The following is a 22,438-nucleotide window of genomic DNA, read 5'->3' as shown; positions in this document are numbered from 1 at the left end:
CCGCGCCGCGATAGGCGAAGTTATGGCGCGCGCTTCGGGAACAGGACCGGGAGTGCCGGGACGGTCCCGGCGGTTAGGACGAGTTTGACCCCGGAAGCCGGCTCAGTCCCGCCCCCGGGCTTTGTGAGGCGCGGCTCGTAAGTCAGGCGGTCGAACTGTAAGACGCTTGTTGGGCCGGTGTCCCAAAGCAGCTTCAATTCTCGCACACCTGCGCGGACCGGCAGTTCCGCACGGAGCGAGTCCCCCGCTCGGTACGCCAGTTTCGTCGGCCCGTCCGGCACGAGCGGGTACACCGTCGTGGTGCCCCGCACCGTTCCCTTGCCGACCGCGAACTTCGCCGCCGACCCCTGCGCCCCGTGGGTCACAGTGATCGTGAATGGCCCGACGGCCTCGACGCGCTCGAAGGTGAGGTCGAGCGGAACCGCCAGCTCGAAGCCGTGCGGGTCCAGCTCGAACGTCTTTTTGTCGAGATCACGCAGGAACACGGCCAACTCGGCGACCGGGTCAGGGGCGTTCGGGTTTTGCAACTTCGCCAGGAGGTGCAGGAGCCGGCCCCAATCGCGGAACCGTGGCTCCGCGAGCGTAGCGCCCAATGCGCTCCAGCCGGTAAGGGTGTCCTCGACTCGCATCAGTCTTTGAGTGTGACGAATACCGTTTACGAACGACTTTTGCAGCAGAGCGGTGATTTCGCCGCGTACCGGGTCTGGAAACCGCCATGCTTCCCACTCGGTGTATTCGGCTGACTGTCGCGGGTAGGTTCGCGCGAGAGCGGCAAGTCGCTCTGCCGGGTCGGCGCCGCCCGACTCGGGCAGGATCAGCACCGCCGGCGGGCGGTCCGGAGCGCGTACCAACCCAAGTGCGTCGAGTAGGTCGCGCAGGTGAACGAGTAAGTCGCGGGTCTGCTCCCAGTATCGACGCGCCCGGTATACCTCGTCGAACTCGAGCGGCACCTGATAAGTAATCGCCTCGCCGCGCGGCTGCTTGAGTTCGGGTGAACCCGGAATCGGTTCGTGGGGAGGAAAAGGCGGTTGTGTGTCCCGTGCCAACAGCGCGTCCAGGTCACGGAGCCAGCCCGCGTCGAACGTGCGCTTCAGCGTCAGTTCCGTGCCCGCGCGGTCGCGATCACGAAACCGGTCCACGCACGCTTGCTGCGCCGCTTCGAGGGCGGCGCAGTCGCCGAGCCACTTGTCACGAAGCTGTGCCGCCGCAGTCTCTCCCCAGGAGTATTCGCCCGGTAGGGCGAGGGCGGTTTTGAGTGTTTCGCGGACCTGTCCCAAATCGGGTAGGCTCCGCGCCGACGCCGGCGCGGTCGCGCCGGCCAGCCGCGCGCGGTACGCGAGGTAGTCGTCGATCTCTTTTAGCCGGCTCTCGACGAACCCTCGCCGATCGTTCGAGAGCGAGCGGAACGCCCCATCGTTGGCGAACCGCCGTAACGTCTGGCGGTTGCGGTCGCGTTCTGTGTCGGACAGGCGCACCGCCGCCGGGGGTTCGTGTAGCTCGTAGTCGTCGATCCGCGCCGCGAGATCGGGCGCGCTACCCTGCGGAGGGAACAACGCGATCGACCCGAACGCCAGAACGAGTAAGCACAGCGCGGTTAGCGCGGCGCGCACGGTCCACCACAACCGGGCCTCGGACCGGCGGTGCCGCTCGTGGTGGGCCTTGGCGGCCGCAAAACAGTCGCGGAACAGTTCCGCCACCAGATAGGGCTCGTCCGCCGGCGTCGGCGCTTCGAGCAGCGGCGGGCGGCGTAGCGCGACCGCGGCCACCGTCAGGTCGATGCTCCCGAACGAGAGGAACGGGGCCGCCGGGGCGTCGCCGTGGTCGGCCTCTTTGAGGAACTCGTCGAACTCGGCCCAGGCGTAATCGACACGGTCCGCAACGCGGGCCTCCCACTCCCGGCGTGTGTCGCTCTTCTGAGCCAGCCGGTCGCACTGCGTGAGGACCAGGAACACCGGGAACCCGCCGACCGTCCGCGCGTCTGTTTTCGCCCGTTCGACGGTTGTGAGGAACGCGTCGAACGCCTTGAACGCTTCCGCCAGTTGTGGCCGGGTGCTGGCCGCATCGACGAGCAGCACGATGGCGTCGGTCTCGACCACCGCGCGGGCCAGTTCGCTGTCGGGGTGGCGCTGGGTGATCGGCTCGGAGTGTCGGATCAGGTCTTCGGCGGCTTTGCCGTCGCAGTCGTCGAGGATCACCGTGAGCGGGTCCGAAACGGCCCGCGTGCCGACCCGACAGGGGCGCAGCCGGACGGTAAAACTCGTCAGCTCGGCAGAGGTGGATTCGAGCGTGCCGCTGTAAGCGGCGTCGCGGATGAGCGGCAGTTCGGGTGAAGTGGGCACGACCTCCCCGCGGAGAGTTTCGCCCTGCACTTCGCCGGCGCGCATTAGCGCGCCGATCAGAGCGGATTTGCCCGCGCCGCGATGCCCAAACAGCAGCACACGGGGAGCATCGAGCGGTCGGGTGTCGGGGTGCGAGGCCACGCGCGTAACCTCCGTCCGTGGTGGCCGCGTTTCGGGTCGTAGGTTCGCGGCGTCGGTCGGGGCGTGGCCCCGACATCTCATGTTACTCAAACCTGTTCTGAATGCCCGCGTCTTGCACCCACGCGGTGAGCCGCTTCATTTCGGGATGGGTGGTAGACAACCTGTCCTTGGCGAACCGAAACACCAGTACCGGCGCGGGCTTGTCCTTCGGGCGCTCGGCGACAGCTTTCTTCAGTTCGTCGAGCGTCCGAGGTGTCGGGTCACCGTCGAATACGTAGAACTTGGTGTCGCTCACGTCGGCGCCGCTGAGGATCGAAACGCGCACGTCGCCCGGGGTGGGTTTCGGTTCGACCTTCGGCTCGATTTTCGGCGGCTCAGTTTTCTTATCGTCCTTCGGAGGTGGCGCGGGTTGTTGCTGCCGGTTCTGATCGTCCCCGGTGCTTTTCAGCTCGCCCCCGCCCCCACCGCCGAACAGTCCGCTGCCGCCGGACCCGAACACGATCAACGCCACGACGATCGCCGCCAGCACGCCGCACAGCAGTCCGCACAGGCTCTTGAGTTGCACCGGGGCCTTGTGCGCGAACACCCACCGGTCGAGCGCCCAAGCGATCAGCCGGCCGCCGACGTAACCGGCCAAGAAGCCGCCGCCGACGGCCAGCGCTTTGATGACGAACTCGGCCAGTTTGTTCGACGCCGCGGACGCGATGCCGTCGGCCAGGAGTGTGTCGAGCATGGGGACCTCGGGCGCGGCGCTACTGGAACTCGTGCGGCACGTCGCGGAACCAGTGGTGGATCTGATCTTCCTGCTTCTTCGTCGGGAACCCGCTCGGGTTCTGGGGGTACAGAATCAGGAAGAACACGTCCTTCACCCCACCGGACTTGCTCGCCAGCGTTTTCTGGTGGGCGATGAGTCGCTGAGCGTCTGCTTCGGTGCGAATCTCCTGCCGGTCGGGGTCGAAATAGTAAAGCGTGCCGTCCTTGCGGTCGGTATGCAGCACCCGGACCACCAGCCGGTCTGTGACACTCGCTTGCGAGGCCTTTTCCATGCGCAGCAGCCGATCGCGGGCCTCCGTCAGTTGCCGCTGGAGCTCGCGCACGTCCGCGGGAAGCGACTCTTTCGGTGGTGCGGCCTTCTCCTCCGGTACATCGGCCGCCGGGGTGCCGCTCACGAACGGCATCAGCAAGAAGATACCGAACAGCAGGATCAGCACGTCGATGAACGGCACAAAGAACCGCGTCACGGCGCGGCGGGGCGGCGCGATCACGACTTTCCCTCGCGCGGCTCAACAGGGACCGGCGTGCCCGCCAGCGAGCGGATCAGGTCCCGACCGATGGTGACCACCCACACCGGCAGTATGTTGATGAACGCCATGTACAGCCCGCCGCCGGTAGCGGTGATCGCGGGCGCGTATTTGCGGATGATCTCCTGCGGGGTCGGGTTGGCGCCGGGGGTGATCGAGTTAAAGGTTTGCAGGATCGCCGCGACGGTGCCGATTAGCCCCAGCAGCGGGAACCACTCCGCCGCCTGGCACAGGTTCCCGAGCCAGCGGTCGGCCCGCAGGTCGAAGTCCGTTTCCTGCCACCGCAGCGCGCGCCACGCGAACGCCGTTTGCACGGTGAAAAGGGTGAACCCGATGGCGATGATGATCCAGTCGATGGGGGACTCGGCGACTCGCGCGAGGTAGTCGCGGCGCGCGTCGGAGGGCACCGCCACAAACACCAGCGCCGCCGTCAGCACCGGGACCGCGGCGAACACCAACGGCAGCACCTGATGGATCCAGAGCCGGCGCACGGAACCTCCCTCGCAAACGGCCGATTCCGCCGGCCGTGAACACACTAACGGTGGTCACTAGGCCCGCCAGGATAAACGGGGGTGTGAAGACAAGGAACGTCTGTTTTTGCCCCCGTTTATCCTGGCAGGCCGGTCAAAAGCTTCCGGTTGCGCGCTACTTGGCTTCCGCAAGCCACGCGGGCATCTCGCGGAGTTTGCCGTCCCGCCCGACGCACGCGAGTGTCGTGAGCCCTTCTGCGATCAGGACCGCGTCCCGGAACACCTCGTACTTGTGCTCGAGCCGCACCGGCGAGGTACGGGTCACCGTGGTGCGGATCGTGAGCACGTCGTCGTAGTGCGCCGGGCTCTTGTACTTTACCTCGGCCTTCGCCACCACCAGAAAGAACCCTTGGTCTTCTAGTTCCTTATACGACTCCTGCCGCGCACGAAGCAGTTCCGTACGCGCCTGCTCGAAGTACACCAGGTAGTTCGCGTGGTGCAGCAGCCCCATGCGGTCGGTCTCCGCATAGCGCACGCGGATCTGAATTTCACCGGTCAGCATCTCGAACCTCACAAACGGCCCCGGCTGAGCGGGGGCGGGCGCTTACTTGATGAACCCGACGCGGTTCTTTCCCGGGGTCGGTCGGACGGGCGGCCAGCCGAGCTTCCAGTCGAGGTATAGTGGGAAGAACACGAACACCGCCTTGCCCAACATGAGTCGGTCGGGGACGGTCCCCCAGGAGCGGCTGTCGGAACTGGCCGCGCTGTTGTCGCCCATACAGAAGTAATGCCCGGGCTGCACGTAATAGATGTCGGCCTCGGTGTAATCGGGTGCCGGGTTGAACCGGCCCGCTTGCCCCTTCAGGCTGTTCGGCAGGGGGCTCAGGTCCGGCTCGGCGTCCTTGGAGTGCTGGCCACGGCTCCAGGTGTAGTAGATGTCGCGGTGCAGGGTGATGTGTCGCACCGTGGCCGCGCCTTTTGCACCGATCCCGGCGGGGGCCTCGACATCGTTGGCCCGCGTCCAGCCTTCCTTGTAGGTGTCGGCTTGGTCGTACTCGGTCTCCCGGAGCTGCGTGCGCTCGTAGTCGGCGGCGGCCCCGAAGTCGACCCGCTTCCCGTCCACCCACACCCACAGCCGTGCGTCCACGTTGGCGAACCGGAGCTTGTACGTCCCGTTGGCCACCGGGCACGGTCGGCTGCCCAACTCGGCGCTCTGCCCGCCCGAGCGCGAGAGCGCGACCTTGCCGTTGCCGAAGGTCGCGCGGAAACGGTCCGCACCGCGCGACAGTTCCAGCGCGACCTCGGCGCCGCTACCCAGTTCGGCCTCACACTCCAGAATCAGGTCTCCGACCCAGAGTTGCTCGTCGGACTCGGTGGGGCGGCTGACGTTGTAGCCGAGGAAGTTGTCGATGAGCCGGTCGGTGACTTTGGCCTTGTCGTCCCCGACCTCGCCCCGGAGGTGCCTCGCGTCGTCTTCGTCCACCCCGCGCCCGCGCTCCCCGACCTTCCACTCGGTGCGGGAGTGCCGGTACCGGAGCCAGTCCAGGTTGTCGCCCTTGTGGGCGAACGCGCGGGGGGTGCTTGGCGCGTCGGTGTTCCACGCCTCGGGCCGCTCCGGCGCGTGCCACCGCGGCCGGGCCAGTTGGGCGATGTCCTCCGGCTGCCGGTCGTTGTCCCACACGATACGGCGGTCGGCGAGTAACTGACCCTCCTCCTTACGCACCATCCGGAACCCGCCGTCAATACGGGCGGTGAACCCGGCGTTCCGTGACGCCTCGAAGAGCGTTACTGCCTGGGGGCTGTTGCGGTGCCGGAAGCGGGGCTGCCACCAGTCGGCTTCGGGCGCGTCCGGGATCGGGTACGACAGCGACGACGTGACGTACAGGTCGCCGCGGTGGATGGCCAAGGTCTCCCCTCCGGAGCCCATCATCCGCTTGATGTAGTTCTGGGCCGTCTGCTGCGTCTGCGGCGCCTCCGGGTACTTGAACACCACTACGTCGCCGCGTTCGGGTTCGCGGAGGTGGTAGAGCGGTTTCAGCACCAGCACCCGGTCACCGCTGTTGTTACGGGGCCACTCCGGGAGGTCATCGATCTGACCCCGGTGCCGGCAGTTTGGGCACACGTAATGCGTCAGCCGCACGAGCTTTCGGTTCTGGAGCGGGTTGTCCGGCGCGTCGCCCTCGACCTCGCTGTGCGAGTTGAGCGGGAACGTGTGGCCGCACTTCGGACAGGGTATGATCTTCTGATAGCCGTAAAGCGTTTCGGCCATCGACCCGGTGGGGATGACGAACGCCTCGGTGATGAACAGCTTCAGCAACAGGACCAGAACGACTACGAAGACGATCGTCTCGACGACCTCGCGGGCCGGATCGCGGTGCGCCTTCTTCTTCTCGTCTTCGGCGGTCTTGGCGGGATCGGCGGTCGCGGTTGCCATGCGGGCCTCGGTACGAGCAGAGCGGGCGTCGTTCGGTATTCGCCGGCGCGGGCGGTCGATTTCTGCGCGCCGTCCCGTGCGGCCGGGGAGTCCGTCAGTGCAGCCACCGGAGGCGGGACCAGTCGAGCGACTGGAACACGTGCTCACGCCCGCCGACCGACACCCGACTCAGCCGGAGCGGCTGGTGAATCAGAAATGGTTTACCGATGAACGCGTCCTCCGGCACGCCCGGGTTGGGCCATTTCCGGCTGTCCTCGGAACTCTGGGTGTTGTCCCCGAGTACGAAGTACTCGTGCCGGCCCAGCCGCGCCGGCCGGTTCCCGTGGTCGCGCTCGTCGGTGATCGTGTAGTGGATGTCACGACTCAGTTTCAGGTCGCGAACGATCACCTTACACCCCCGCGCGGCGATCCGGCGGACGGGGCGCGATTCGGGCGGTCGGGGCTTTCCGACGGGGGCCAGGTCTGCCGGGGGAACGACCACCCGCCCGTCGAGTGCGAGGGTCACGCGGCGGTCAACGAAGGCGAACTCGAGCCGGTGCTTGCTGCCGGGGGTGAGTGCGACCCCGCCTGCACTGCCCAATCCGCCGCTGCCCTCCTGAATGAGCCGCGCTTGGCCCGCCCCGCGGGCGCCAACGCCGAGTTCCGCCGTTACGACATCGGCCCCGTCGGAGAGCCGGCACTCGAACGCCGCTTCCCCGGGCGCGCCGACCGCGGCGACGACCTCGACCTCGCACGTGAGGTAAAAGTCGTGCGCCGCCGGTTCGCGGTCGCGGCGGATCGGGTAGCCGTTGTACGCGTTCCAGACGCGCACCGGTTCGGGGTCGCGGGTGTCCAGGTTCCAGTGCCGGTACCGCACCGCGGCGACCGCTTGCGGGCCGTCGGAAGCGTCGAGGACCAGCGCCCCGCCTTCGATGACGGGGCCGCTCGCCGCGTTGGCGCCGTGCGGGAGCCGCGGGTCGCCCGGTTCGACCAACCACCGCGCGCTCCACCCGTCGGGCTTGGGCGCGAAATTCATGTCGAACACCGGGACGAGGGTTTCCCGGAGCTCGGCCAAGTCTTTGCGCACCAGCACGTCGTTGGCGTATACGTCGCCGTCGCGGACGGTGATCACCTCACCGGGCAGCCCGACGAGCCGCTTGACGTAGGGCTTGCCGAACTCCGACGGCTTCGGGTTCGGGCACCGGAACACGACCATCTCCCAGCGGCGCGGCGCCCGCAGGTCGTAGACGTTCTTGTCCACCAGGAGCCGGTCGCCGCTCAGCTCGCGCGCCGCGGTCAGCGAGAGCGTCTGCTCGCAGTTCCAGCAGAGCACCTTGAGGAAGTGTTCAGTTTCGCTGCCCGAACTGGGACGCCCGACGCGCACCGTGGCGCCACACCGCGGGCAGAAGCCGTCGCGGTGGTGCCCGCTGAGCGCCGGCGACATGCTGCCGGTCGGCACGCCGAACGGCTCAAGCGCCGCGGTGCGGACGACGAGGAACAGTCCGACGAACCCGGCCATCACCACCAGCCCCGCGCGGAACGGGGACACGTTCTTGATGAGGGGCGGGAGGTGTTCGGTGTTCGGCTCGTTGTGCTCGGGTGCGGTTGCCGTTTCGTCGAGTTCGCCCGGTTTCGTGGCGGGGGTCGGCGTGTCGATCATTGGGAGCGCCGTTAGAGACTGCCGAACAGGTGAGCCACTCCCCGTCCGCCGAAGCACCAGACGCCAGACATCAGTCGTCCGATTCGAGCACCGCGAGGAACGCCTCTTGCGGCACCTCGACCTGCCCGATCTGCTTCATCCGCTTTTTCCCCTCCGCCTGCTTCGCCCACAGCTTGCGCTTGCGGGTGATGTCGCCGCCGTAGCACTTCGCGGTCACGTTCTTGCGCATCGCCGCGATGTTCTCGCGGGCCACCACGCGCGCCCCGATGGCCGCCTGCAGCGCGACCTCGAACAGGTGCCGGTCGATCTCCTCGCGGAGCTTCTTCAGCACCTGTCGGCCCCGGCGCTCGGCGGCCGTGCGGTGGACGATCACCGACAGCGCGTCCACCTTCTGCCCGTGGACGAGGATGTCGAGCTTCACGAGGTCCGCCGGGCGGAACCCGAGCACCTCGTAGTCCATCGTGCCGTACCCGTGCGTCACCGACTTCAGCTTGTCGTAGAGGTCGTAAATGACTTCCGCGAGCGGCATCTCGTACACGAGGATGACGCGCTGCTGGCTCAGGTACTCGGTGCGGACGAAGGTGCCGCGGCGCTCCGTACACATGCCCATCAGGTCGCCGATGTTCCCGGCCGGGATCAGGAAGCTGATGCGCACGATGGGCTCGCGGAACTCCTCGATCAGCCCCGCGTCGGGCACCTCCTGCGGCCCGTGGACAGTGATCACCTCGCCGTCCCGCTTCTTGATCTCGAACGTCACGTTCGGGGCGGTCTGCACCAGGTTCAGCTCGCTGTCGCGCTCCAGCCGCTGCTGGATGATCTCGCGGTGGAGCATCCCGAGGAACCCGCACCGGAAGCCGAACCCGAGCCCGTCCGACACCTCCGGCTGGAACGTGAAGGAGCTGTCGTTGAGCTTCAGCTTGCCGAGCGCCTCGCGCAGGTCCTCGAACTCGTTGTTGTTGACCGGGAACAGGCCCGAGTACACCATCGGCTTCGGCTCTTTGTACCCCGCCATCGGCTCGGCCGTGGGGGTGACCGCGTCCGTCACGGTGTCGCCGATGTTGACGTACTCGATGTTCTTGATGTTGGCGGTGAAGAACCCGACCTGCCCGGCGGACAGCTCGTCGACCTTGGTCGGCTCCGGGCGGAACTGCCCCATCTCCGTAATGACGTACTCGCGCCCGGTGCGCATGAGCCTGATGCGCTGTCCCGGCTTCAGCACGCCGTCCATCATGCGGATGTAAACGACCACCCCTTTGTACGTGTCGAAGTGGCTGTTGTAGATCAGCGCTTTCAGCGGCGCGGTCGGGGAACCCGCGGGCGGCGGGACGCGGTCGATCACAGCCGCGAGCAGGTCCTCGACGCCGACGCCGGTTTTCCCGCTGACGCGCATGACCTCGTCGGGGTCGACCATCAGCGCCTGTTCCATCTCGCCGATGACGAAGTCCGGGCGCGCGTGCGGAAGGTCGATCTTGTTCAGCGTCGGGATGATCTTCAGGTTCGCGTCGATCGCGAGGAACGCGTTCGCCACGGTCTGCGCCTGCACCCCTTGGAACGCATCGGCGAGCAGGATCGCCCCCTCGCACGCGGCGAGCGAGCGCGACACCTCGTAGTTGAAATCGACGTGCCCGGGAGTGTCGATCAGGTTCAGCTCGTACTTCGTGCCGTTCAGTTCGTAGTAGACCGTGACCGGGTGCATGCGGATGGTGATCCCGCGCTCCCGCTCTAGGTCCATACTGTCGAGGGTCTGGGCCTTAATGTCGCGCTCGGACACCGCCCCGGTTTTAAGCAGGAACTGGTCGGCCAGCGTGCTCTTGCCGTGGTCGATGTGTGCGATGATGCAGAAGTTGCGGATGATCGCGGTCGGCGTCGGCATTATTCTGCAGCGCTCGGGGCAAGGTGCGCGGTCCCGGCTCGGGCGGGGCCGCTCGGTGCGTACTCCCAATATCCTAGCAGCACCCGCCGGCACTGAATAGACAACTCGGGCCGCCCGTCTGCGCGCGTGGCGGGTAACATTCCAGAACGCCGTACCGCCCGCGGCCCACCGGGGACACTCTCATGCGCACGCTCGGTATCGTGGTTCTGCTGGCGCTCGCGGCTGTCACGGGGTGTCAGTCCGAGGACGCCGCTCCGGTCGATCTGACTGAGGCCACCACCGCGGAGATCGCCGCGGCGGTGAAACAACGCACGGGTAAGGTGGTGCTGGTGGACTTCTGGGCCACGTGGTGCGGGCCGTGCCGCGCCCGGTTCCCGCATCTCGTGGACACAAACGCCAAGTACGCCGACCGGGGGCTCGTGTGCGTGAGCGTGTGCCTCGATAAGGTCGGCGGGTGGGACAAGCTCGACTACAAACCGGCCCACGTGCAGAGCTTTCTTCGCTCCAAAAGAGCCACCTTTCCGAACTTCGTGGCCACTGACAAGACCGACGAGCGGCTCAAAGAGTGGTCCGGGCTGAACGGCGGGGTTCCGCACATGGCGCTGTTCGATAAGGCCGGGAAGCGCGTGTGGGACAGCGAACAGCGTGACCTGAGCGACGGCGAACTCGACACGCTCATCGAGCGCGAGCTGGCGAAGTAACCCGAACTCCGTTTTACAAGGAGCAGAGCATGTATCGAACCTGGATCTGCGCCGGCGTCCTGGCGGCAGCCGTACTCGGGGCGGGCGCGAACCGGGCCGCGGACGAACCCGACAAGAACGTGACCGTCACCGAGGCGAAGGTCGACGCGCTCGCGAAGGCCGTGGCCGATCAGAAGAAAGTGGTGCTGGTGGACTTCTGGGCCACGTGGTGCGGGCCGTGTGTGAAAAAGTTCCCGCACTTTGTCGACACGCACAAGAAGTACAAGGATAAGGGGCTGGTGTGCGTGAGCGTGAGCATGGACCCGAAGGGCAAGGACGACAAGTACGACAAAGACGCCGTGCTCAAGTTCCTGAAGGAGAAGGGCGCGGCGTTCCCCAACTTCGTGCTGCTGGGCTACCAAGCCGACGAGGAGCAGGTGAACAAGCGGTTCGGATTGGACGGCGGTATCCCGTTCCAGGTGCTGTTCGGCAAAGATGGTAAGCGGGTGTGGACGAGCGAAGAGAAAGAACTCACCGACGCAGAACTCGACAAGCTCATTGAAGCGGAACTGGCAAAGTGATTTTACGTTTCTGGTTCCGGGTCACGAGTTGCGACAGTCGTGACCCGGAGCCGGAGCGTGACTCACGACCCCGCCGGTGGCTGGATGGCGGAGCCGACGAAGGAGAAGGTGCTGTTGGCGTTGGAGCCGAGGGTGGTGATGGCGGCGATGCACACCACGACGATGAGTGCCAGCATCACGGCGTACTCGACGGCGGTGGGGCCGTCTTCGGCCTTCAGGAAGTTCACTAGGCTCTTGGTCAGGCTGCGCATCTTGTGCCCTTTCAACGTTGCCCAGTTTGGAGAGGGGTGAAACCGGTGCTCGGGGCACAATCGCTCCGACGCAAACGCCGGTTCCCGCGGTTCGAGACGAGCTGGGCCGACTCACCTTTCGCCTTGCGGGTTGACAACCGAAATTTAGAATGCTCGCCGTCGGACGCCGATCAGTTTTGCCGAATTGTGCGATAGTGTCGGGACATTCTGCCGAAAAAGCCGGCGCCGCGTTCGGCGAACGGGTGTGTTGTCGGCCCGAACGCTTAAAACGAGCCGACCCCCGTCACTTTCGTAACGGGGGTCGGCTCGTTTGAGCTCCGGCTCGGGCCACTTAGCTGGCGGCGGTGCCACCGGTCGTCGGCTTGATGGAGGAGCCGACGAAGGAGAAGGTGCTGTTGGCGTTGGAGCCGAGGGTGGTGATGGCGGCGATGCACACCACGACGATGAGTGCCAGCATCACGGCGTACTCGACGGCGGTGGGGCCGTCTTCGGCCTTCAGGAAGTTCACCAGGCTCTTGGTCAGGCTGCGCATCAGGCTCTCCTGTGGTTGGGGCGTCTCGCGCCCCGGGGTCGGAACTGAGAGGTCGCGTGTCGTGCGGGCACGGTGCCCGGACAGATGGTTCTTAGAATCGCGTTCGGGTCGTGCTGTGCAGTTCTTCGGTTTTTCGGCTTGTGCGGTCCAACGCCAGTCGGGTTTTCGGTCACCGCGGCGGGCTTAGCTGGCGGCGGTGCCACCGGTCGTCGGCTTGATGGAGGAGCCGACGAAGGAGAAGGTGCTGTTGGCGTTGGAGCCGAGGGTGGTGATGGCGGCGATGCACACCACGACGATGAGTGCCAGCATCACGGCGTACTCGACGGCGGTGGGGCCGTCTTCGGCCTTCAGGAAGTTCACCAGGCTCTTGGTCAGGCTGCGCATCAGGCTCTCCTGTGGTTGGGGCGTTTACTCGGCCGGGCCTCGCCGCTCCGCGGGCGAGAGACAGCCAACACCTAGTTCATGCGCACAAGCGGTGCAAACGATCGGCACGAGTTTTCCGGCACAATCCGAGATATTCGCGCGGGGCGGAAAACCCTTCGCCCCGCGTGGCCGGTGCGTGAGGGTTCCGGATAACAATTTGAAACGGTTGTGTCGGTCCGTCTCTCCTCTCCATTTGTGACGACTGTGAGGTTTCTGCGATGTCTGATGGTCCCACCCGTACCAGTCTCATCACCACCGGCGGCCAGGGCCGCGCGCCGAACCGCGCGATGCTCCGGGCGGTCGGGTTCAACGACGAGGACTTCGACAAGCCGGTGATCGGGGTCGCGTCGCTGTTCAGCGACATCACCCCGTGCAACGCGCACCTGGACCGGCTTGCGGAGAAGGGGCGCGAGGGGGTGCGCGCCGCCGGCGGCGTGCCCCAGACGTTCGGCGCGCCGACGGTGTCCGACGGGATCAGTATGGGGCACCGCGGGATGCGGTACTCGCTGGTGAGCCGCGAGGTGATCGCGGACGCTATCGAGACCGTGTGCGGGGCGATGAACCACGACGGGCTTGTCGCGTTCGGGGGGTGCGACAAGAACATGCCCGGGTGCGTCATGGCGATGGCCCGGCTCAACATCCCGAGCGTGTTCGTGTACGGCGGCAGCATTATGCCGGGCGTCGGGGCGCACGGCGAGGACCTCGATATCGTCTCGATTTTCGAGGCGGTTGGGCAGTTCCAGGCGGGCAAGATCGACCAGAAGGCGCTTCACAAGGTGGAGTGTGAGAGTTGTCCGGGGCACGGCTCGTGCGGCGGCATGTACACCGCCAACACGATGTCCAGCGCGATCGAAGCGATGGGTCTGTCGCTGCCCTACGGGGCGAGCAACCCGGCGGTGACCGCCGCGAAGGACCGCGAGTCGTTCCTGGCCGGCAAGGCGGTGCTGCGGTGCATCGAGAAGAACATCCGCCCGCGCGACATCATCACGCGAAAGAGTCTGGAGAACGCGTACACGTTCGTGCTGGCACTGGGCGGCAGCACGAACGCGGTGCTGCACCTGATGGCGATCGCCCGCGAGGCGGGCGTGGAGTGGACGCTCGAGGACTTCGACCGCATCAGCGCGAAGACGCCGCACCTCGCGGACCTGAAGCCGGGCGGCAAGTACGTGATGTTCGACCTGTACCGCGTGGGCGGCACGCCCGCGGTGCTGAAGGCGTTGCTGGACAACGGCTTCCTGCACGGCGATTGCATCACCGTGACCGGCCAGACGCTCGCGGAGAACCTTAAAGACGTGCCCAGCGTGTTCGAGAAGCCGCAGAAGGTGGTGAAGCGGTTCGAGGAGCCGCTCTTCAGTCACGGGATTCATGTGGTGCTGAAGGGCAACTTGGCTCCCGAAGGGGCGGTGGCGAAGGTGGCGGGCCTGAAGCAACGCAGCATCACCGGCCCGGCCAAGGTGTTCGACGGCGAGGAGGCGTGCTTCACCGCCATCCAGGCGCGGAAGATCGTCGCGGGCGATGTGGTCGTGATCCGCGGTGAGGGGCCGGTCGGCGGTCCCGGGATGCGCGAGATGCTGAGCATCACCGGCGCGCTGATGGGACAGGGACTGGGCGAGACGGTGGGGCTCATCACCGACGGCCGGTTTAGTGGTGGTACGCACGGGCTGGTGGTCGGACACGTCGCGCCCGAGGCCTGGGTGGGCGGCCCGATCGCACTCATCCAGGACGGCGACTCGATCACCATCGACGGTGACGCAAAGACCCTCACGCTCAACGTTTCCGACGCGGAACTGCAAGCGCGGAAGGGCCAGTGGAAGGCGCCCGCACTGCGCGTAACGGGCGGGGTGCTAGCTAAGTACGCGAAACTGGCGCGCTCCGCCAGCGAAGGCGCCGGAACCGGGTGATATGCCCCACTCGCTCGCGATCAACGAGTACGATGAAGGGAACCGGTTGCGCGGCACAGTTGTCCCGAACCCGACGTGGGAGCTTTTCCTCGACGTGTTCAGGGCAGCTCAAAGCCGCGCTCGACGGTTCGCCGGAATTTCCGTTGCAGCGGTGAACGGTGCTTCTCTCATGATCGACGGCTCCGACGGTCTCTTTTTTGTGTTTTACGAGCGGTTCGACGGTTTTCAGTTTCAGCCGCTTCCGGATCCATACCAATCGAACGCAGATGTGACGGTCGTGTGCGGCGGAGTGTTCACCACATTGCCACGCTCCTACCTACTCGACGAACAACGTTTGCTGCGGGTCGTCGACGACTTTTGGTACGATCGGCTGGACACTACTGAGGGTTGGGAGGCACTGTAACCCCACTTTACGGAACATTGAAAGGGGGCCGCGATGTCAGCCCCGATACAGTCCGGTTGGGAAAGGACGGTTCTCGCTGTGGAACAGGTCCGTGACCGGCTCCGCCGAGCTGTGGCCGCACTCGATGCTGCGGGCGTGCCCTATGCCGTTGTCGGGGGTAACGCCGTCGCCGAGTGGGTCGGGCGTGTGGATCAATCGGCCGTTCGCAACACCCGCGACGTGGACGTGCTTCTGCGTCGCACCGATTTTGATGTCGCGAAGGCGGCACTGGAAGCCGTCGGGTTCGTGTACCGACACGCGGCCAGTATCGACATGTTTCTCGACGGGCCGACCGCAATGGCTCGGGACGCGATCCATATTGTCTTCGCGGCCGAGAAGGTCCGCGCCGATCATATCACCCCGGCGCCAGACGTGGATGAGAGCGAACCGGGCGGCTCGTTCCGCGTTGCCGCGCTGACCGCGCTCGTGCGGATGAAGCTGAATGCCAACCGGCGAAAAGATCAGGTCCACCTTCTCGACTTCATCGAAGTCGGGCTGATCGACGCAACCTGGGTCAGTCGGTTTCCGCCCGAACTCGGGGCCAGGCTTCAGCACCTCCTCGACACGCCCGACGGCTGACTCGGGCGCGCCCGCGCGATACACTGGCCGGGACGTATCACCGGCCAGGAAGGACTTCACCATGTCGCGGTTCGCGCTCGGTTTGCCACCCCTTCTTGCTTTATCGCTCCTGGTTCCCATCGCACCAACTCGCGGCGAACCCGCGGCGCCTGCGCCCGAACAGCCGGTGGCGGCGCGCGGGGCAGACGCCACGTCCGACGCCGAACTCGTGAAGACCGCGCAAGGGATGTTCGCCGACCTCAAACTGGTCACCCTTGAGAACGGGTTGCGCGTTTACCTGCTCCCGGTGAAGGGGGCGCCGGTCGTGACGACGATGGTGGCGTACCGGGTCGGCGCCGCGGACGAGGAGAAGGACCAGACCGGGTTGTCGCACTACCTCGAACACCTGCTGTTCAAGGGTACCGCGAAACTGGTCCCGGGCGACATCGACCGCGCCACCCAGCGCAGCGGCGGGCGCAACAACGCGTACACGTCCGAGGACATGACGGTCTACCACTTCGATTTCGCCGCCGACCGGTGGGAGATCGCGCTGGAGATCGAAGCCGACCGAATGCGCAACACGCTCATCGACGCCAAACACGAGTTCGAGCAGGAGAAGGGCGCGGTCGTCTCGGAACTGGAGGGCGGCGAGGACAACCCGTGGGACCTGGAGTACAAGGCGATCCTGCCGCTCCTGTGGCCCAAGGAGTCGCCGTACTCCCACCCCGTCATCGGGCAGCGCGAGCACGTGCGCGGGGCCACCGCGGAGGTCATCAAGCGGCACTACGACAAGTGGTACCACCCGAACAACGCGTCCCTGATCGTCGCCGGCGGGTTCGACCCCGACGCGGCCCTAGAGAAGATCAAAAAGCTGTTCGGGCCGATCGCCAAGAGCGAACTGCCGCCCCGCAAGAAGGCGACCTTCCACCCCGAGCGTAAGGAACCGGTTCGTAAGGAATTCGAGTCGAAGTTCGATGTGCCGCGCATGATGGTCGGGTTCAACACGGTTCAGGTCGGCACACCCGAAGACCCGGTTCTGGATGTGGTGCAGGAGATCCTTGCAGGCGGCAAGACCTCGCGCTTGTATCGGAAAATGGTTGAGGACGAGCGGATCGCGTCCGAGGTGAGTGCGGGCAACTACGCCGGCCGCTACCCGGGCTGGTTCGCGGTCAACGTCGAGTTGCTCCAGGGTAAAGACCGCAAGAAGGCCGAAGAACTCACGTTCGCGGAGCTTGACAAGCTTACGGCTGAGCCGGTGAGCGATGCGGAACTGAACCGCGCCCGGCGCAAGATTCTGGCTTCGTTCATCTTCGCACGCGAGAGCGTTCACAGCCTGTGTGACGCGGTCGCACGGACCAGCACCTACCCCGGCGGTGAGGACGTGGCGAAGTTCTTCAAGAACTACCTCGACCGCGTGGCGAAGGTCACGAAAGAGGACATCCAGAAGGTCGCAAAGCAGTACCTCGTGCGAAACACGTCGGCGATCGTCTGGAGCGTGCCGGCGGCCCCGCCTCAGAAAAGTGGAATGCGGAACCTGGAATTCGGAACAAAGACCGAACAGGCGCGCGCCCTTCCGCGGGCGGCTTCGCACGCCGCGTTTCGCGCGTCGCACGCCGCACCGAAGTCGGCAGAGGCCGGTACGAGCGGGTTCTCGCTGAACGCCGCCAAGAAGGTCGTTCTTCCGAACGGCCTCACCGTCGTTCTGCTCGAAGATCACCGGCTGCCGGTCGTTGTTGCGGCGGCGGAAGTTGCAGACGTGCGGCTGCGCGAACCGCTGGAGAAGCTCGGTGTCGCCACGCTGATGGGCAACCTGCTCGAAGAGGGCACCGCGAGGCACACCGGCAAGGAGATTTCGGCCCTCATTGAGGGCACCGGTGGGAGCCTCTCGCTTTCGTCGAGCGGCGGTACGTTGAAGGTACTCACTCCGGATACCGACCTGGGGTTGGGGTTACTGTTCGAGTGCCTCCAGGCGCCGATCTTCCCGGAGGGCGCGCTCGAGCGGATGCGTGAGCAGCAACTCTCCTCAATCGCCGACGCCGAAACCCAGCCGCGCACGCGGGCGGGTCGGCTTTTCAACGCTACGGTTTACGGAAACCACCCGAGCGGCCGGCCGGCTCTCGGGAAGAAGGAAATCGTCGAGAAGCTCACCGCCGCCGATGTGAAGGCGTTCCACAAACTCGCGTTCGCACCCAACTTCACGACCGTGGCCGTTGTCGGGGACTTCAAGACGGAGGAGATGGTCAAGAAGCTCGATGCGCTCACGAGTTCTTGGAAAAAGTCGGAACTGAGTCAGCCGGAGGTGGCGCCCCCGCCGGAGCCGAAGAGTGGCGAACAGATCGTGTCCGACAAGAACGCGTCACAGGTTCACGTCTACATCGGGCGGCTCGGGATCACGCGCGATCACCCTGACTATTACAAGCTGCTCGTGATGGACAACGTGCTCGGCACCGGGCCGGGGTTCACCGACCGGCTGTCGTCGAACCTCCGTGACCGGCTCGGCCTGGCCTACACCGTCAACGCGACCATCACGACCACGGCCGGGAAGCAGCCGGGCACGTTCACCGGGTTCGTGGGGACGTTCCCGAACAAGTTCCTGGACGTGAAGTTCGGGTTCTTCAAGGAGGTGAACAAGCTCCGCGACGAGGTCCCGACCAATCAAGAGGTCGAAGACGCGAAGAAGTACCTGCTCGGCAGCCTGCCCTTCAAGTTCACAACGCTGACGGGTGTCGCGGGCGAACTGCTCGCCGCAGAACGGTACGGACTGGGCTTCGACTACCTGGAGAAGTACCGCAAGGAGGTGGCGGCGGTCACCCCGGCGGACGTGCAAGCGATGGCGAAAAAGCACCTCGACCCGAAGACGCTGGTGCTGGTGGCCGTTGGCGCAATCGACAAGGACGGTAAGCCGCTGGAGAAAGAGAAGAAGTAACCGCGCGCCTGATCGGCGCTTCGCACCATTGCCACAAACGGTTCTCCTCCGGTGATGCGGGCGCCGGCCCCGTGCTCCCTCGGAGGAGAACCGTTTGTGTTCCGTTCGCGTACAATGTTTAACGACTCGAAGTTTCCGCGGAGCCGCGACACATGAGTTCGGGAGCCACCCCACCCCCCGCGTCCGGCGGGCTGAAGTCGGCGCTAAAGGTCGCCGTGCCGCTCGTCGCGCTCATGGCGGTGATCTTCGGCGCGACCCTGTTCTCGATGTACACCCCGAAACCGCAAGAAGAGACGAAGAGCGGCGGAGATGGCGCCGCGGCGAGCAACTCCGAGCCGCCTCTACGCTTCTTCAACAGCGAGCGCACGTGGGACCCGCCGTCGTCCGAACTAAAGTACCGGCACCTCCCGAACTTGGCCCCGTCGGCAATCAAAGGGGACGATTATTCCCTTCAAGACCGGGTGTTCGCGGGGTTCTATGAGCCGAGTTCGGAGACCCTGCGCCGGGCCGCGTTCTGGTTCGAGAACCGCAACCCCAACCCGGTTCTTTTACAGTTGAAGGGGATCAGTTGCACGGCGTGCAGCGGCGGCCGGTTGGCCGCGATCCCGCCCGAAGTGACGAAAACGTACCTCCAGCGCACCGCTCTGGCGTCACTGCCGATCGGCACGTTCAACGCGTTCGGGGTCGGGTTGCTCGAGCCGGCAGTGGAGTTCGACAAGCTGGAATGGACGACACACAAGTACCGCGACGATCCGAACGCGACTTACAAAGTGCCCGCGGCGCCGGCGAACCCGGACAAGTGGACCGCGCAGTGGGGGATTCTCGAACTCACGTTCACGGTATCGAAGGACCCGAAGGTGCCGCTGTCGGCTCAGTTCGCGACCAAAGTCGAGGGCACCAACCAGGTTGGCGCGCACCTGTTCGGGATCATGTTCGCCGCGTCCGAGGCTTGTGCGGTCTCCCGCTCGACGATCGATGTCGGGGAGATTAACCAACTCACCGGCGACCGCGAGTACACGTTCGTGCTGTACTCGGCGACACGCGGTCCCAAGTCCGAGTTCGACGACCTCCTGCCGCCGGTGTGTACCGTGCAGGCCACCCCGGGCACCGACGCCGGGCCGTTCGTCGCTGTGACGAAAGTGGTCCGCGTTCCGGACGCGGATCTGTTCGAAGTGGTGCAGGAGACCGCGAAGGCGGGACAGTTGACGAAAGTGAAGGCCGCCTACCGGGTGACCGTGGCGGTGCGCCCGCAGGTCAACGGGGCTCGCATCCCGCTCGGCGCGCTGGACCGCACGATCTACATCAGTTCGGGCAGCGCCACCGCGGCCGTGAAAGTGAACGCGATGGTGAAGGGGGCGGTGTGGCTCGCGAACGGGAAAACCGAGATCGAGGTGCCGACGTTCAAGGGCCGCATGGGCACGGTCCACGTGCCAGAACTGGTCACCGAGTCCACCGCGGTGGAACTGACCGTGGTCGAAGACGAGAGCCGGCCGCGGGGGTTCAAGTACCAACTGACGCCGAAGGCCGATCGCGGCGGGCAGGGGTACTACGACTTGAGGATCACTATCCCGCCGTCGGCACAGTTCGGCGCGTTCCGGGACGCGGTGGTGGTACTCGAAGCGAAGCCCAAAAAGCCCGCCGGTGCCTCCCCGGACGCAACCGCTCCACAGGGGCAGCGGATTCGTATTCCGGTTCGCGGCTTTGGGGAACAAGGCTGATTTTGACGATTGCGCCGCTTCCGCGTACTGTTTCCGCTTGCCCAGATCGTGCGACCCGACCGCCGGCGCGCCCTCGGAGGCGCGCCGGCTCCTCGGTCCCTCCTCTCGCCGCCCGCTCTTTGCCGACATTCGGATGGGAGTGACTCCCGCCCCGTTCAGGAGGACGACCCGCGATGTCCGATCCGATCCCGCGTCTGAACGCCCGCGCGACCGTGTCGCGCCTGTTCGCGCTCCTCGGCTTCGGTGCCGTGCTCGCCGCACTGGCCTCCGGAACGGCGGCCGATCCGCCGGGAGCGGTGCCGAAAGAAACGCTTGTTGACGGGAAGCCGCTGTTCGCGGACTGGCCCAAGGACCAGAAGCCGGACGCGGCGCTGGTGCTGACCGGCCAGACGTTCGGGTACCTCCAGCCGTGCGGGTGCAGCCGCCCGCAGACCGGGGGACTGGAGCGCCGCGCGTACTTCATCGACCAACTCAAGAAAAAGGGCTGGCCGGTCGCCGGGGTGGACCTCGGCGACCTGTACCCGGAAAAGGTGGCGGTCCGCGAGCAAGGCACGCTCAAGTACGTCGCCGCGATGAACGCGCTACGCGAGATGGGGTACATTGCGGTCGGGGTTGGCGAAACGGAACTCAAAGGCGGGCTGGATGAGTTGCTCGGCAACTATATTGTGCAAAAGGAACAGCCCCCGTTCACGCTTGCTGGTAACATCGTTGGGCCGGGGGTGGACGCTACCGGAAAGCCAGTTCTGTTCCCGCGTGAACAGCGTTTCCGGCCGGGAGCAGGTAAGCGTCCGATTGTCGAGCTGACCGAGGTGGCCGATGTCGGCGGCGTCCCGGTCGGGGTAGCGGGGGTCGTCGGTAACCCGCTGGCGGTTCTGGCCCGAGAAAAGAAGTTCGACACATCGATCGACTTTGCTAAACCGCAAGACGCGCTGGTTGCTGCCCGCGACGCGCTCGCGAAGCATCCCAAAAAGCCGCGGCTGAATGTCCTGATTTACCAGGGAAGTATGGCCGATGCCCAGAACGTCGCCAAAAATTTCCCTGAGTTCAACGTGATCCTCTGCCAGGCGAGTGACGCGCTTCCGCCGCTGAAACCGAATTACGTGAACACGACTGCCGGCACGACCGCGATCGTCGAAGTCGGACACAAGGGGCAGCACGTCGGCGTCGTGGGAGCGTTCAAGAAACCGGGCGGCGGGTTCGAACTGAGGTACCAGCTCGTTCCCCTGGGCGAGGAGTTCAACCAGCCCGGCACGGACGCGGAGGCCCTCCAGAAGAACAAGGCCCTTCAGTCGCTCCAGTGGTACGCGGAGCGCGTCAAGAAGGACATCGTGCTCGGCAAGGATTACCCACGGACCCTCCACGCTGCACAGATCCACGCGGCGGAACTGAAGCCGAAGGGGGTGTCTCTACGGTACGTGGGGGCCGAGGCGTGCAAAGCCTGTCACCAAGCCGAGTACAAGAAGTGGGCGGATGTGGACCCGGATGAGAAGTCGCTGGCCCACAGCCATGCGATGAAGTCACTGGAGAAATACGCCCATCGCCCGAACCTGCGCCAGTTCGATGGCGAGTGCGTGAAGTGCCACACGGTCGGGTTCAATCACAGCACCGGGTACGAGGACGAAAAGAAGACGCCACAACTCAAGAACGTGGGGTGCGAGAACTGTCACGGCCCGGGCAGCGGGCACGTCGCCGATCCCAAGAACAAACAACTGACCGAGCTGCTTTCTCAGTGGAAACAGGGCCTTGCACCGGCACCAGGACAGAACGCCATTCGGCTGCCCGATAAGGCGTTCATGGAGAAAATGGCTAAGCTCGGGCCGGAGGAGCGTGGGAAGATGGCGCAGCCGCCGGCGACGCAACTGTTGATTAACCGCGTGAGTGCGATGTGCATGGAGTGCCACGACCACGACGCCGACCCGCACTTCGACATCTATAAGAATTGGGCGAAGATCGGCCACAGCGGGCTAGCCCCTCCGGGCGGTTGGCCGGCAGTAGCGCCAAAACCGTAATGTTTTGACTGGCGGGTGTTAATTGATCTGTGAGCCCGATGACGTTCGCCGCGTCTCCGGGCTCACTCGCTTGTCTGGGTTTGGACCATCGAGTGTTTCACGTCGCGGTGACCCCGCGACGTGACGTTACCGACTCCCGCGTCGTTGTGGTGTGTGGGTAGGTTTGACTTGTTCAACGGACCGTTCTAGTGCTGAGTCCAAGCTAAATTTTCGTCTTGCT

At 65.5% G+C, this 22,438-nt stretch carries 19 protein-coding genes; 8 read left to right on the top strand and 11 right to left on the bottom strand.

Going from position 1 to position 22,438, the window contains the following annotated elements:
• Positions 1 to 20: 20 nt before the first annotated feature.
• The 8 genes from R5W23_RS19805 to lepA form a co-directional block, all read right to left on the bottom strand.
• A complete protein-coding gene (locus R5W23_RS19805; protein WP_320687778.1) occupies positions 21 to 2,480 on the bottom strand; it encodes a GTPase domain-containing protein in 2,460 nt (819 codons plus the stop codon).
• An 82-nt stretch (positions 2,481 to 2,562) separates the two neighbouring features.
• Positions 2,563 to 3,213: a hypothetical protein gene (locus tag R5W23_RS19800; RefSeq protein ID WP_320687777.1), complete on the bottom strand. Its 651-nt coding sequence runs from the start codon at positions 3,211 to 3,213 to the stop codon at positions 2,563 to 2,565.
• 19 nt (positions 3,214 to 3,232) lie between these two features.
• The gene (locus R5W23_RS19795; RefSeq protein ID WP_320687776.1) at positions 3,233 to 3,745 is read right to left on the bottom strand and encodes a hypothetical protein; all 513 of its coding nucleotides are present in this window, start codon (positions 3,743 to 3,745) and stop codon (positions 3,233 to 3,235) included.
• Complete coding sequence (locus R5W23_RS19790; RefSeq protein WP_320687775.1) at positions 3,742 to 4,272, bottom strand: MotA/TolQ/ExbB proton channel family protein; 531 nt, start codon at positions 4,270 to 4,272, stop codon at positions 3,742 to 3,744. Before R5W23_RS19790 ends, R5W23_RS19795 begins: the two co-directional genes overlap by 4 nt.
• A 154-nt stretch (positions 4,273 to 4,426) precedes the next feature.
• A complete protein-coding gene (locus R5W23_RS19785) occupies positions 4,427 to 4,813 on the bottom strand; it encodes an acyl-CoA thioesterase (protein ID WP_261185950.1) in 387 nt (128 codons plus the stop codon).
• A gap of 42 nt (positions 4,814 to 4,855) precedes the next feature.
• The gene (locus tag R5W23_RS19780; protein WP_261185949.1) at positions 4,856 to 6,685 is read right to left on the bottom strand and encodes a S26 family signal peptidase; all 1,830 of its coding nucleotides are present in this window, start codon (positions 6,683 to 6,685) and stop codon (positions 4,856 to 4,858) included.
• 94 nt (positions 6,686 to 6,779) lie between these two features.
• Positions 6,780 to 8,324 carry a S26 family signal peptidase gene (locus R5W23_RS19775; protein WP_320687774.1) on the bottom strand — a complete coding sequence of 515 codons (1,545 nt, stop codon included), beginning with the start codon at positions 8,322 to 8,324 and terminating at the stop codon, positions 6,780 to 6,782.
• Positions 8,325 to 8,394: 70 nt separating this feature from the next.
• Positions 8,395 to 10,197 carry a translation elongation factor 4 gene (gene lepA / locus R5W23_RS19770; protein WP_261185947.1) on the bottom strand — a complete coding sequence of 601 codons (1,803 nt, stop codon included), beginning with the start codon at positions 10,195 to 10,197 and terminating at the stop codon, positions 8,395 to 8,397.
• A gap of 182 nt (positions 10,198 to 10,379) precedes the next feature.
• Here lepA and R5W23_RS19765 point away from each other — a divergent pair, with 182 nt between their 5' ends.
• Positions 10,380 to 10,898 carry a TlpA family protein disulfide reductase gene (locus R5W23_RS19765; protein ID WP_320687773.1) on the top strand — a complete coding sequence of 173 codons (519 nt, stop codon included), beginning with the start codon at positions 10,380 to 10,382 and terminating at the stop codon, positions 10,896 to 10,898.
• Positions 10,899 to 10,927: 29 nt separating this feature from the next.
• The gene (locus R5W23_RS19760; RefSeq protein WP_261185945.1) at positions 10,928 to 11,458 is read left to right on the top strand and encodes a TlpA family protein disulfide reductase; all 531 of its coding nucleotides are present in this window, start codon (positions 10,928 to 10,930) and stop codon (positions 11,456 to 11,458) included.
• 62 nt (positions 11,459 to 11,520) lie between these two features.
• On the opposite strand, the gene R5W23_RS19755 is transcribed toward R5W23_RS19760, so the two are convergent.
• The 3 genes from R5W23_RS19755 to R5W23_RS19745 form a co-directional block, all read right to left on the bottom strand.
• A complete protein-coding gene (locus R5W23_RS19755) occupies positions 11,521 to 11,709 on the bottom strand; it encodes a Flp family type IVb pilin (protein ID WP_261185944.1) in 189 nt (62 codons plus the stop codon).
• Between the two features lie 331 nt (positions 11,710 to 12,040).
• Entirely contained in the window at positions 12,041 to 12,241 is a 201-nt protein-coding gene (locus R5W23_RS19750) for a Flp family type IVb pilin (protein WP_261185943.1), read from the bottom strand.
• 183 nt (positions 12,242 to 12,424) lie between these two features.
• On the bottom strand, positions 12,425 to 12,625 hold the full coding sequence (locus tag R5W23_RS19745; protein WP_261185943.1) for a Flp family type IVb pilin: 201 nt from the start codon (positions 12,623 to 12,625) through the stop codon (positions 12,425 to 12,427).
• A gap of 257 nt (positions 12,626 to 12,882) precedes the next feature.
• Between R5W23_RS19745 and ilvD the strand changes: the two genes are divergently transcribed.
• The 6 genes from ilvD (at position 12,883) to R5W23_RS19715 (ending at position 22,218) form a co-directional block, all read left to right on the top strand.
• Positions 12,883 to 14,565 (top strand): dihydroxy-acid dehydratase, encoded by a 1,683-nt coding sequence (ilvD, locus tag R5W23_RS19740; RefSeq protein WP_320687772.1) that lies wholly within the window; start codon positions 12,883 to 12,885, stop codon positions 14,563 to 14,565.
• A 1-nt stretch (position 14,566) separates the two neighbouring features.
• Positions 14,567 to 14,968 (top strand): hypothetical protein, encoded by a 402-nt coding sequence (locus R5W23_RS19735; protein WP_320687771.1) that lies wholly within the window; start codon positions 14,567 to 14,569, stop codon positions 14,966 to 14,968.
• Between the two features lie 78 nt (positions 14,969 to 15,046).
• On the top strand, positions 15,047 to 15,586 hold the full coding sequence (locus R5W23_RS19730; RefSeq protein ID WP_326522217.1) for a nucleotidyltransferase family protein: 540 nt from the start codon (positions 15,047 to 15,049) through the stop codon (positions 15,584 to 15,586).
• A 61-nt stretch (positions 15,587 to 15,647) separates the two neighbouring features.
• Complete coding sequence (locus tag R5W23_RS19725) at positions 15,648 to 18,491, top strand: M16 family metallopeptidase (protein WP_320687768.1); 2,844 nt, start codon at positions 15,648 to 15,650, stop codon at positions 18,489 to 18,491.
• A 152-nt stretch (positions 18,492 to 18,643) separates the two neighbouring features.
• Complete coding sequence (locus R5W23_RS19720; RefSeq protein WP_261185938.1) at positions 18,644 to 20,209, top strand: hypothetical protein; 1,566 nt, start codon at positions 18,644 to 18,646, stop codon at positions 20,207 to 20,209.
• A 173-nt stretch (positions 20,210 to 20,382) separates the two neighbouring features.
• A complete protein-coding gene (locus tag R5W23_RS19715) occupies positions 20,383 to 22,218 on the top strand; it encodes a multiheme c-type cytochrome (protein ID WP_320687767.1) in 1,836 nt (611 codons plus the stop codon).
• The last annotated feature ends 220 nt before the right edge of the window (positions 22,219 to 22,438 follow it).

It is taken from the genome of Gemmata algarum (assembly GCF_034097035.1).
In the GTDB taxonomy this organism is placed as follows: domain Bacteria; phylum Planctomycetota; class Planctomycetia; order Gemmatales; family Gemmataceae; genus Gemmata; species Gemmata algarum.
This window is presented reverse-complemented; position numbering and strand designations above follow the sequence as displayed.